The sequence below is a fragment of the Aliiroseovarius halocynthiae genome (assembly GCF_007004645.1).
GTDB classification, from domain to species: Bacteria; Pseudomonadota; Alphaproteobacteria; order Rhodobacterales; family Rhodobacteraceae; genus Aliiroseovarius; species Aliiroseovarius halocynthiae.
Genome location: NZ_ML660026.1, coordinates 20,075 through 31,552 on the forward strand (window position 1 = coordinate 20,075; position 11,478 = coordinate 31,552).

Annotated in this window: 11 protein-coding genes and 1 pseudogene; 1 reads left to right on the forward strand and 11 read right to left on the reverse strand. The window is 56.1% G+C overall.

Annotated features, from left to right (window positions below; all coding sequences use genetic code 11):
- Positions 1 to 3: 3 nt before the first annotated feature.
- On the forward strand, positions 4 to 654 hold the full coding sequence (gene aat / locus FIL88_RS14680) for a leucyl/phenylalanyl-tRNA--protein transferase (protein WP_281281315.1): 651 nt from the start codon (positions 4 to 6) through the stop codon (positions 652 to 654).
- Here the strand turns inward: aat and FIL88_RS14685 are convergent.
- The 11 genes and pseudogenes from FIL88_RS14685 to FIL88_RS14735 form a co-directional block, all read right to left on the reverse strand.
- On the reverse strand, positions 618 to 977 hold the full coding sequence (locus FIL88_RS14685; protein ID WP_246066739.1) for a DUF2155 domain-containing protein: 360 nt from the start codon (positions 975 to 977) through the stop codon (positions 618 to 620). The genes aat and FIL88_RS14685 overlap by 37 nt on opposite strands.
- The gene (gene mlaD, locus FIL88_RS14690) at positions 974 to 1,432 is read right to left on the reverse strand and encodes an outer membrane lipid asymmetry maintenance protein MlaD (RefSeq protein ID WP_142854634.1); all 459 of its coding nucleotides are present in this window, start codon (positions 1,430 to 1,432) and stop codon (positions 974 to 976) included. The genes FIL88_RS14685 and mlaD overlap by 4 nt, the downstream gene beginning before the upstream one ends.
- Before the next feature lie 43 nt (positions 1,433 to 1,475).
- A complete protein-coding gene (locus FIL88_RS14695) occupies positions 1,476 to 1,847 on the reverse strand; it encodes an NADH:ubiquinone oxidoreductase subunit NDUFA12 (protein ID WP_142854635.1) in 372 nt (123 codons plus the stop codon).
- Between the two features lie 77 nt (positions 1,848 to 1,924).
- Positions 1,925 to 2,293, reverse strand: coding sequence for a RidA family protein (locus FIL88_RS14700; RefSeq protein ID WP_142854636.1), 369 nt, complete (start codon positions 2,291 to 2,293; stop codon positions 1,925 to 1,927).
- 20 nt (positions 2,294 to 2,313) lie between these two features.
- Positions 2,314 to 3,582, reverse strand: coding sequence for an ATP-dependent Clp protease ATP-binding subunit ClpX (gene clpX / locus FIL88_RS14705; protein ID WP_142854637.1), 1,269 nt, complete (start codon positions 3,580 to 3,582; stop codon positions 2,314 to 2,316).
- Between the two features lie 143 nt (positions 3,583 to 3,725).
- Positions 3,726 to 4,358 carry an ATP-dependent Clp protease proteolytic subunit gene (locus FIL88_RS14710; RefSeq protein ID WP_142854638.1) on the reverse strand — a complete coding sequence of 211 codons (633 nt, stop codon included), beginning with the start codon at positions 4,356 to 4,358 and terminating at the stop codon, positions 3,726 to 3,728.
- A gap of 237 nt (positions 4,359 to 4,595) precedes the next feature.
- A pseudogene (locus FIL88_RS14715) lies at positions 4,596 to 5,420 on the reverse strand (ABC transporter permease); the annotation flags it as partial.
- A 32-nt stretch (positions 5,421 to 5,452) separates the two neighbouring features.
- Positions 5,453 to 6,727, reverse strand: coding sequence for an ABC transporter permease (locus tag FIL88_RS14720; protein WP_142854640.1), 1,275 nt, complete (start codon positions 6,725 to 6,727; stop codon positions 5,453 to 5,455).
- A gap of 115 nt (positions 6,728 to 6,842) precedes the next feature.
- Complete coding sequence (locus tag FIL88_RS14725) at positions 6,843 to 7,949, reverse strand: extracellular solute-binding protein (protein WP_142854641.1); 1,107 nt, start codon at positions 7,947 to 7,949, stop codon at positions 6,843 to 6,845.
- Positions 7,950 to 8,066: 117 nt separating this feature from the next.
- Positions 8,067 to 9,167, reverse strand: a complete 1,101-nt coding sequence (locus FIL88_RS14730) for an ABC transporter ATP-binding protein (RefSeq protein ID WP_142854642.1) — start codon at positions 9,165 to 9,167, stop codon at positions 8,067 to 8,069.
- Positions 9,168 to 9,526: 359 nt separating this feature from the next.
- Positions 9,527 to 10,735: an aminopeptidase P family protein gene (locus FIL88_RS14735; RefSeq protein ID WP_142854643.1), complete on the reverse strand. Its 1,209-nt coding sequence runs from the start codon at positions 10,733 to 10,735 to the stop codon at positions 9,527 to 9,529.
- Between the last annotated feature and the right edge of the window lie 743 nt (positions 10,736 to 11,478).

Here is an 11,478-nt window from a genome sequence, read left to right on the forward strand (position 1 = left end):
CCATTGGCCCACCCCTCCCCTCCTCTTCTCACTGCTGAGCTGTTGCTGAAAGCCTATGCCATGGGCGTCTTCCCCATGGCCGAGGGGCGCGACGATCCCGAAGTTTTTTGGGTGGATCCAAAGCACCGCGGGATCATCCCGCTTGACGGCTTTCACCTCTCGCGCAGCCTTGCACGCACCATCCGCCGCGAGCCGTTTCAGATCACGCTAAACCGTGATTTCGCGGGCACTGTGGCGGCCTGTGCAGATCGCGACGAAACGTGGATAAACGACACGATCTTTGATCTTTACAGGCAGCTTCACCAAAAGGGCCATGCCCATTCGCTTGAGTTGTGGGAAGGGGCTGAACTGGTCGGCGGTGTCTATGGTGTGACCTGTGGCGGGGCGTTTTTTGGCGAAAGCATGTTTTCGCGCCGCAGGGACGCATCGAAAATTGCGCTGGCCTTTCTGGTGGCACATCTGAAAACCTGTGGGTTCACGCTGTTTGACACCCAGTTCCTAACCCCCCACTTGGCCAGTCTTGGCGCGATCGAAATCCCGCGCGCTGCGTATCACGTGCTGCTAGATAACGCGCTTGAAATTCAGGCGGATATCCAAGGACACCCGCTGCCTGATGCCTATTCTGTGGCGCAGCGAAGCACCCAGACGTCATAGCGCGGGTGATCCAAGGCGTTCAGTGCGGGCGATGATGCGACCATCCAACCCTCGAACGTTGTTTCTTCGGCATTTCCGTCGCGCACGACCAACCACGCATATGCATCGCCTGACGGGTTATCCACGGGATACCGGCATTCACCCAGCGTGACGCGAAGACGGCCCAGTTCAACCGTGTCGCCGACCTTCATTTGAAAGTCCACAGGCGTGCCAGACACTTTGTCCAGCCCACGCAGATGCGCGCCGGATGCCTTAACGGTTTCGGCCCAAGCGGCACTAGCTGCAAAAAGGGCAGCCGATAATGTCAAAACAGCGCGGATCACTCGGCGCTATCCTCGCCACCGGCCACATATTTCAGCAGCAACTGCACCAGGCTGACAGAGCCCTGAGTGTCTTCAATTTCGGCCCCGGGATCCAAATTGAAGGGGGATCCGCCAGGCAGGAGTTCGACATAGTTGCCGCCCAAAAGACCCTCGGACGAGATAATAATGGCCGTATCATCCGGCAGAGCCACATCTGACTGCACCGTGAAATCCGCATCCGCCCGGAACGTGTCAGGATTCAGCGTGATGTCCGTGACAGCACCAACTTTGACGCCGCCCAGTCGAACATCGGTGCCGATCGAGATGCCGTCAGCAGTGCGGAAGGACGCTGTATAGGTGTGCGTCGCGCTGGTGCCGGACAGGCCAACAATTTGCCCCGCATACATCAGGAACCCAACGGCAGCGGCCAGCACGATGCTGCCCGTTACGACTTCGGTTGTGTGACTGTTACTCATACGAAACTTCCCTGTTTCCGGGGCAACCGGCAGACGTGACTAATTATTCAGGCTGCCAGGCTTCGTAGTCGCTTCGCTCGGCCGGAGCAGCCTGACGAAGGGACCCAATCGGAGCATAGGCCATCGCCGTACCCGTCAGGTTGTCCTGATGCGGTTTCTCCCACGCCTTGTGGGCCAGCGGCTTGTCTTCAGGGCAGTTGTCGAAGGTGTGATGCAGCCAGCCATGCCAGTCAGGGCTCACGCGACTTGCTTCGGGCTCGCCGTTATAGATCACCCAACGGCGGCTGTCGTCTTGGTTGCGATAGAAGACGTTGCCTTGATCATCTTCCCCAACTTTCACGCCTTTACGGCGGGTGAACAGCCAGGTTCCGATCGTCTCACTGTGGTACCATGTCAGAAGCGAAAGAAGCCGCATATCGATCTCCGAAATTTCTTACACTTGATATGGCGCAAACAACGACCAAGGTCCAGTGTTGTCATGCTGCTCAGGCGTTAGTCAGCTGGCACAAGCGCGGTTAGCTCAATCTCGATACGGAATCTTGGGTCGATCAGGTTGCATTCGATCATGGTCGCTGCCGGTGGGTTATCGCCAAATGCGTCTGACAGGATCGGCCAGCAGGGCTCGAACTCGGCCGCATCGGGCAAATAATAGTTCACACGAACGGCGTGATCCAAGCCAGAGCCTGCTTTCTTCAGCGCGTCTTTAATGATGCCGAGCGCAGATTCGCACTGTTCTTCAACAGTATCCCCCTGCCCCACAGTCCCCGCGACATGAACAAAGCCGCCAGCGACCACAGCGCGGCAGTAGCCGATCTTTTCTTCGAATTCACCACCCGAAGAGATGCGTTTGATATTCGTCATGATATCCGGTCTTCCTGCGCTTAGCTGGCGGTCACTTCTTCCTGCGCGGCATCCGCGTAGATGATCAGCGGCTTCGCATCTGAATTCACGGCGTCGTCGTTGACGACCACCTCGTCCACATTCTCAAGCCCAGGCAGGTCGAACATCGTATCCAGCAGGATGTCTTCCATGATCGAGCGCAATCCGCGTGCACCGGTCTTGCGTTCGATGGCACGTTTCGCGATGGCTTTCAGCGCGTCGTCGGTAAAGGTCAGCTGTGCCTCTTCCAGTTCGAACAGGCGCTGGTATTGCTTGACCAATGCGTTCTTCGGCGCGGTCAGGATGGTGACCAGAGCTTCCGCGTCCAAATCCTCGAGCGTCGCGATAACAGGCAGACGGCCAACAAATTCCGGGATCAGACCGAATTTCAGCAGATCTTCCGGTTCCAGTTCTTTGAACAGCTCGCCCACGCCGCGGTCATCATTCTCGCGCACATCGGCACCAAAGCCCATTGCCGAGCCCTTGCCGCGCTGTGCAATGATCTTGTCCAGACCGGCAAACGCACCACCGCAAATGAACAGGATGTTCGTGGTGTCAACTTGCAGGAATTCCTGCTGCGGGTGCTTACGGCCACCTTGGGGTGGGACCGACGCCACAGTGCCTTCCATGATTTTCAGAAGCGCCTGCTGCACACCCTCGCCCGACACGTCGCGGGTGATCGAGGGGTTGTCCGACTTGCGCGTGATCTTGTCGACCTCGTCGATATAGACGATACCGCGCTGCGCGCGTTCGACATTGTATTCGGATGCCTGCAGCAGCTTCAGGATGATGTTTTCCACATCCTCGCCCACGTAACCGGCTTCGGTCAGCGTGGTCGCGTCAGCCATGGTGAAGGGCACGTCCAGAATGCGCGCAAGCGTTTGGGCCAGCAGCGTTTTACCGCAGCCAGTCGGGCCGATCAGCATGATGTTGGACTTTGCCAGCTCAATCTCGTCACCGTTGGCGGCAGCGTGATTCAGTCGTTTATAATGGTTGTGCACCGCCACAGACAGCACGCGTTTGGCGTGTCCCTGCCCGATCACATAGTCGTCCAGCACCTGACAAATTTCCAGTGGTGTCGGCACACCGTCCGAGGATTTCAACCCCGACGACTTGGTTTCTTCACGGATGATATCCATGCACAGCTCAACACATTCATCACAGATGAACACTGTCGGGCCCGCAATCAGTTTGCGCACCTCATGCTGGCTTTTGCCGCAGAACGAGCAGTAAAGCGTGTTCTTGCTGTCACCAGAGGAATTATTCGCCATAGTCCAGTCCTATTCGGCCGAATACCGACCTCGTTAAGCCCTTCCGGGCGGTCTTTTGCCCCGCCCCCAGCTTAGGCCAGTGGAGGAACAGGTACAATCAGCTTTTTGAAGGGCCCCTAGATGGGTCCTTCATTCAGGCACAATCAGGCTTCAGCTTCGTCACCATTGGCTCGGCTCTCAACGATTTCATCGATATGACCCCAATCTTTGGCTTCCTGTGGAGACATGAAATTGTCACGCTCAAGTGCTTTTTCGACATCCGCCAGATCATTGCCAGTATGCTTGACATAAATCTGATGCAGCGTGTCCTTGACCTTCTGCGTCTCAGCCGCGTGGATCATAATATCTGTTGCCTGCCCCTGATAGCCACCAGACGGTTGGTGAACCATGATGCGCGAGTGCGGCAGAGAGAAACGCATACCTTTTTCGCCTGCCACAGACAGCACCGACCCCATTGATGCCGCCTGGCCAATCACCAGCGTCGACACCGGGGGCTTGATGTACTGCATCGTATCATAAATCGACAGGCCCGAGGTCACGACCCCGCCAGGCGAATTGATGTACATTGAGATTTCTTTTTTCGGGTTCTCAGCTTCAAGATGCAGCAGCTGCGCAACGATCAGGCTGGACATGCCGTCGTGAACCGCTCCATTTACAAAAATAATCCGCTCTTTCAGCAGACGCGAGAAAATGTCATAGGCCCGCTCTCCGCGTGCGGTTTGTTCAACCACCATCGGGACCAGGTTATTGTTAAGAGTGTCAATCGGATCGTGCATGTCGCCTGCTTTCTCTTCGCGCCAAAGCCCGTTCTGGGCACCTGCTGCCAACCTAGTGCTGTGTTTAGGGGGCTGCAAGGGGCCGAAGTGACCCGGCTGCAAACTCCGTCACACATTTCAGACAGAGTTGCCGGAAAACGGTTAACAAACTCCTCTTATTCGCGACGTCACGACAATAATTTGCAAAAGAAAAGACGCCAGAGTGGCGCCTGATCTTTATCAGTTTTCTCGGACCAATCAGCCCGGAGACATCCCACGCAGACGCTCGGACCGGCGGCGCAGCAACTCGACCGTGGTCAGAAGCGCGATCGAAATCACAACAAGGATTGTCGCAACCGCCAGAATGGTCGGACTGATCTGCTCGCGCAGACCAATAAACATCTGCCACGGAAGTGTCTGTTGCTTGGCCGAACCCACGAAAATCACAACCACAACTTCGTCAAACGATGTGATGAACGCAAACAGCGCGCCCGAGATTACGCCGGGCAGGATCAGCGGCATCTGCACCCGGAAGAAGGTCGTGACAGGGTCCGCCCCCATATTGGCCGCAGCGCGGGTCAATGACCGATCAAAGCCAACCAGCGTCGCGGTCACTGTGATAATGACGAAGGGAATGCCCAACGCGGCGTGCGCCAACACAACCCCCCAATAAGTGCCCGCAAGGCCGATACGGGAATAGAAAAAGTACATCCCGGCCGCAGAAATGATCAGCGGAACGATCATCGGAGAGATCAGCGTCGCCATAATCGCACGACGTGCGGGGACATGCGGCTGACTTAGGCCGATGGCGGCAAGGGTTCCCAACGAAACCGACAGAAGCGTCGCAACCGGTGCAATCTTGATCGAGTTCCAAAGTGCGTCTTGCCAATCAGGATTTCCGAAGAAGTCCCGATAGTGCTTCAGCGAATACCCGGCCGGGTCAAAGCTCAGCATCTCACGGGTGAATGTGAAGAAGTCCTGCGAGTTAAAACTCAGAGGGATCACGACAGCAATCGGCGCAATCAGGAAGAAAAAGATCAACCCGCAAATCACACGGAACGTGTAGTACCAGATGCGCTGGCCAGTGCTTGCATATGATGGAAGTGCCATGTCCGTTACCCCAGCTTCACGTTGTCGATGCCGACGATCTTGTCATACGCCCAGTAAAGGACCAGAACGACCGCCAGAAGAATAGCACCCAGCGCCGAGGCAAGGCCCCAGTTCAGAGAACTTGAAATGTGGAAGGCGATCTGGTTCGAAATGAACGTGCCTTTCGTACCACCGACAAGTGCGGGTGTGATGTAGTAGCCGATCGCCAGAATGAAGACGAGGATCGAGCCCGCGCCGATGCCCGGAATGGTTTGCGGGAAGTAGACGCGCCAGAACGCAGTCCAGTCAGTTGCCCCAAGGCTTTTGGCTGCGCGCAGGTAAGTGGGCGGAATGGTCTGCATGACCGAATACATCGGCAAGATCATGAACGGCAGCAAGATATGGGTCATCGCTACGATTGTGCCGAACTGGTTGTTGATAATCACAAGCCTTGCACTGTCATCCACCAAGCCAATCCAAACCAGAATGTCGTTGATTACACCCTGCTGCTGCAGAAGGATTTTCCATGCGGATGTCCGTACCAAAAGCGATGTCCAGAACGGAAGCAGCACCAGGATCATCAGCATATTTGCCTGACGCATTGGCAGGTTGGCCAAGATCCAAGCCACCGGATAAGCCAGCAGAATGCAGCACACCGTAATGGTCAGTGACATCCAAAGCGTCCGCTTCAACAGGTTCATATAAATCTGTTCGCTTTCCGGGCGCGACTCTGCGCCATCCGGCCCGACGCGCATATCAACAGCGTTCAGGAAATAGCCAGCCGTAACCGGTGGCGAATAGGTTTGAATGGTGCGCCAATTGTCCGGGTCACCCCAACCTTTGTTGATATCGATCAGCGCTTCTTTCCACGGACCGCCATTTTCAACGTCGAACTTTTTGGCCTTACGACCCGTCTTGCGGAACAGGGAAGAGATCCCTGGGTTCTCATAGTTTAAACGCGTGCCGACCTTTGTATGCGTCTTGGCGGCGGCTGCATCTTTCAGATCCGCTGCCATCGCTGCAAAGACCGCCTCGGACGGAAGATCACCGCTATTGGCATCCCAATCAGCCAAGGCCACAACAGAGCGTGGCAGCGTTTCAGTGACGATCCCGTTTTGAACCGAGCGATAAAGCATGTCCGCGACGGGCAAGATAAAGCTGATCAGGATGAACAGCAAAAGTGGTGCAATCAGCATCAAGGCCCGCATCTTCTGCCGTCGCAGCGCCCGCGCAAGACTACGCTTCAGCGGTGTTCCATCTGCGGCTAGAACCGGGCCGCCGGTGTCGGTCATATCGCTCATATCATCCCTGTCGGCTGTTGCCGTTTCTTGGTTTCATGTCAGATCAAAGTGACAAACGAATAGGATTCTAAATAATGGGTCGGAGAGGGCCAAAAGGCCCCCTCCGGGAAATCGATTACTTGGCCAACCAAGCTTCGAATTTTGCGTTCAGATCGTCACGGTTGTCTGCCCACCATTCGTAGTCATACACGTGAACGTTGCCCGAGTTTGCCGGGTCGGTCGGCATGTGCGGCGCCATGTCGATGCCCAGTTCGGCGTGCTTGCCAACCAGCGGAGCGGACGATGCACGGGCCGGACCGTACGAGATGTAGGCAGCCTGATCAGCCAGACGCTGGGTGTCGGTTGCGAACTTCAGGAAGTCCATGACGCGGGCTTTGCGATCTGCGGGCAGACCAGCAGGAACAACCCAACCGTCAAGGTCAAACGACTGCATGTCCCACAGCATCTCGATCGGCTGGTTCTGTTCAGCAATGGCCGAGAACAGACGGCCGTTGAAGGTCGATCCCATGACAACTTCACCATCAGCCAGCAGCTGCGGTGTTTCTGCGCCAGCAGTCCACCAGACAACCTGATCCTTGATGGTGTCCAGCTTGGCCAGCGCTTGGCTTACACCTTCGTCAGTGCCCAGCGTGTCATAGATCGCGTCCTTCTCAACGCCATCGCAGTACAAAGCCCATTCCATGTTGTCGATCGGGCGCTTCTGCAGCGAACGCTTGCCTGGGTATTTCGCCAGATCAAAGATATCGCAAACCGTGGTCGGAGCGGTGTCACCAACCAGGTCAGTGCGGTAGCCGAAAGTGGTCGAGTATACGATCTGCGGCACAAAGCAATCCGATACCAGCAGGTCGCCGAAATCGTCCGAAGCGGATGTGCCGTCGGGGGCAGCAGCCAAATCTTCATCGTGGTTGATTTCTTCAGCAAGACCTTCGTCACACAGACGCATCGAATCCGATGCTACCACGTCAACAAGGTCCCAAGTGACGTTGCCGGTTTCGTTCATGGCGCGCAGTTTTGCCACTGCTTCGCCAGAGCTTTCGTCCCAGGTGACCTTAACGTCGGGGTGCATCTCAAGATACGGTTCGACATAGGCTTTTACTTGGCTGGCCTGATAGGCACCGCCCCAGGACACCAGCGTCAGTTCGTTGGCCATATCCTCGGCGGTTGCCACATTACCGGCAAGCGTCAGGGCCGAGGTAGCCATAAACATTTTCGCAAGTTTCATACTTAAATTCTCCCTAGTTATCCCGTTTGGTTCGTCGGAACTGCATGACGGGTCGCATGGCAATTCCCTGGCAGAATGCCCCGGGGCCGTGTCACCACGCCCCCGTTGCAATTGGGTTCACGCGTCCAGCGCGCGGCAATCCTGCGGCAACCAGCCGATTTCAATCTGCTGGCCCGGTTGCAGTCGTTCGACATCCGGTGCGTTACGGGTCTTGATGATGAATTCATCATTGCCGGCGACGCGCAGACGGGTGCGGAAAATGTCACCCATGTAGATGAACTCAAGCACTTCGGCTTTCAGCGTATGGGCGCCTTCTTGCAGGCGTTCCTTGTTGTATTCAACACGCTCTGGACGGATCGACACTTTGGTACGTTCGCCCACTTTCGAGACGTTGATCGGGGTCGCATCCAGTTCCTCGCCGTCATCCAGACGCACCACACATGTATCGCCAGTAATTTCGGTGACGATACCTTCCAAGGTGTTGTTTTCGCCGATGAACTGCGCAACGAAGCTGTTTTCCGGCTTTTCATACAGAAGATCCGGCGGGGCCAGCTGCTGAATACGGCCATCGTCAAATACGGCCACGTTGTCGGACATGGTCAGGGCTTCGGTTTGGTCGTGGGTCACATAGACCGTGGTGATGCCCAGATTATGCGCCAAATCAGTGATTTCGAACTGCATCTTTTCGCGTAGCTGCTTGTCCAACGCGCCCAGCGGTTCGTCCATCAAAACCAGTTCGGGTTCAAACACCAGCGCACGCGCCAGTGCGATCCGCTGTTGCTGACCACCGGACAACTGCGACGGGCGGCGGCCGCCAAAGGCTCCCATTTCCACCATATCCAGCGCACGTTTGATTTTCTCTTCCCGCTCTGATTTGCCCATCTTGCGCACTTCCAACGGGAAGGCCAGGTTCTCGGCAATCGTCATATGCGGGAACAATGCATAGTTCTGGAACACCATGCCAATACCGCGCTTATGTGGCGGGATGTTGTTGATTGGCTGCCCCCCCAAACGGATATCACCGTGGGTTGCAGTCTCAAATCCAGCCAACATCATCAAGCAGGTGGTCTTCCCAGACCCCGACGGCCCGAGCATGGTTAGAAACTCGCCCTTCGCAATCGACAGGTTCAGGTCTTTTACAACCAGTGTCTCCCCATCATAGCTTTTTTGGACACGATCAAAAACGACAAATCCGTCGTCGGAAACAGCTTCAGCCAAGTGACCCCCCTGGTCTATGTTCTTCTTTTTTTCATGCACCAGCCAACACGAAGAAATGAGCGAATTCAACAGTCAATTCGACTGTCTCCATATTGTCTGACAATTAATCGCACTTTTCTGAGCATGGAGCACATCAAAACGATTTATTGTCGTATCGCACAAAACCTCTTTTTATCCGGGCTTTGCCATGTCGCTTTTTGACCTTGGGCAAAGCAGTTGACCGATGACCGGACGGCGGGGATAAATCTTTGCGTTTATCTGCGCCTCCGCCCGGCTTTCTACCTTCAGTCTGAGTAATTCGCGACGCCGAGACGACACGCGCACGACCCATAAAGGCAATTTTACGCCAGAATCAGCACCTATCGCGAAATAATGTTATGCTCTGGACCATAGGGGAAACCGGTGATGTTTTCAGCACCATTTTCCCCGACCACAAGAATATCATGTTCACGATAGCCGCCGGCACCCGGCGTGCCCTCGGGCAGGAACAACATCGGCTCCATCGACACAACCATGCCGGGTTCCAGCACAGTGTCGATGTCCTCGCGCAGCTCCAAGCCTGCCTCGCGCCCATAATAGTGGGACAGAACCCCAAACGAATGCCCATAGCCAAACGAGCGGTACTGAAGCAGCCCTTCGCTTTCAAAGAACTTGTTGATCTCAGCCGTGATGCCCGAACAGGTCGCGCCCGGCTTGATCAGGCTGATCCCCAATTCGTGCGCGGCAACGTTGGCCTTCCAGATCCGCAGGCTTTCCGCGTCCGGCTCGCCGACAAACAGGGTACGTTCCAGCGCAGTGTAATAGCCTGAGATCATCGGGAACGTGTTCAGCGACAGGATATCGCCATCTTCCAGTTTGCGCGTGGTCACCGGATTATGCGCGCCGTCGGTGTTGATGCCCGACTGGAACCACACCCATGTGTCGCGGATTTCGCTGTCGGGGTGGGCACGCGAGATCTCAAGCTCCATCGCATCGCGGCCCGCCATGGCTATGTCATTCTCGCGGGCGCCGACGCGGATCGCGTCGTGAATGGCTGCCCCGCCCACGTCGGCAATACGTGCCCCTTCGCGGATCAGCGCAATTTCTTCGGCCGACTTGATCATGCGGGCCTGCATCGTATCAGGTGCAATGTCGGTGAACCTGCTGTCGGGCAGGAACTCTTCCGCCAAACCGCGCTGCGCCAAAGTCATGTGGTCGCCTTCGATCCCGATCGACTTGGCATTGCCCACAAGGTTCTTCACAGCGCGCCAATAGTTGTTGCGCTCCCAATCGGTGTAGATGACGTTGTCGCCATAACAGCGCCGCCACGGCTGGCCCGCATCGATATTGGCAGACACTGTCGTCGACCGATCCGCTGTGACCACCAGCGCATAGGGGCGACCGAAGGCGCAGTACAGAAAGCCTGAATAATAGGCGATATTGTGCATCGAGCTGAACACAACCGCTTCCACACCGCGCGCGGCCATGATCTTGCGCAGCTCCGCCAAGCGGCGCTCATATTCCGCGTCCGAGAAGGGCAGCGGGGCTTTTTCACCGTTTTCACAAACAAAATACTGAGGGCGTGACATATCACATCTCTCCATCTTCCGAGGCCAGGATGTCTTGGGATATGCCCGGCCAACCAAACTCCCCGGCGTGCAGGGCAGTTGATCTCCGGACCGGTGTGCATATGGCACACAGGGCAGCGACGCCATCGCTGCGGATGGAAAGACAGTGGCGGCTTACCGCGCACCTGTCAACCGCTTGGGCTGTAGCTGCACCCACAAGATGGGGTCACTCTATGACACGCATGTCCGTTCGCACTGCCCCAATCCGACAGTAAAAGCGTGCCAATCAAACGAACGTATGCATGTTGCGAACGAACCGACCAATGCGGCACCTTGAAATGGCTCCAATTAGCCAATCGCGACACCGACCGCACACGGCATATATATCGAATTTGAGAGCCGCCCTGATGGCCAGGCTGCGTTGGACTTGATACATTGGCGAGCACGCCACAAACAATTCCCAGAAGCCTGCGCAGCATCCCAAAGCTGCGGGGCTGGATCTTCCCAAAGAGATCACGAAATCCTGATTATGTCCAACAGCGGCGGTGGCAAGAGGAATTGCATTCACCCCGTCAATGGGTGCCCGAGATTTGATGCAGGGGCGTGTGCTGCTGTTTGGCATCACACGCAATTGTGTATATGAACCACCGCATGCACGCCCTTCGGGCGCTTTGGAACGTATTGCGGCGGCCAATTTGGCTTGGTATACAGCGGCATACCATAGGCATTTCCAACGGCCTGACGATTCCTTCGTGCTGGGCTAG

Coding starts and splice junctions, on each gene's coding strand:
- mlaD (WP_142854634.1), bottom strand. CDS start 1,432: ATGAGTAACAGTCACACAACCGAAGTCGTAACGGGCAGCATCGTGCTG.
- FIL88_RS14695 (WP_142854635.1), bottom strand. CDS start 1,847: ATGCGGCTTCTTTCGCTTCTGACATGGTACCACAGTGAGACGATCGGA.
- FIL88_RS14700 (WP_142854636.1), bottom strand. CDS start 2,293: ATGACGAATATCAAACGCATCTCTTCGGGTGGTGAATTCGAAGAAAAG.
- clpX (WP_142854637.1), bottom strand. CDS start 3,582: ATGGCGAATAATTCCTCTGGTGACAGCAAGAACACGCTTTACTGCTCG.
- FIL88_RS14710 (WP_142854638.1), bottom strand. CDS start 4,358: ATGCACGATCCGATTGACACTCTTAACAATAACCTGGTCCCGATGGTG.
- FIL88_RS14720 (WP_142854640.1), bottom strand. CDS start 6,727: ATGAGCGATATGACCGACACCGGCGGCCCGGTTCTAGCCGCAGATGGA.
- FIL88_RS14725 (WP_142854641.1), bottom strand. CDS start 7,949: ATGAAACTTGCGAAAATGTTTATGGCTACCTCGGCCCTGACGCTTGCC.
- FIL88_RS14735 (WP_142854643.1), bottom strand. CDS start 10,735: ATGTCACGCCCTCAGTATTTTGTTTGTGAAAACGGTGAAAAAGCCCCG.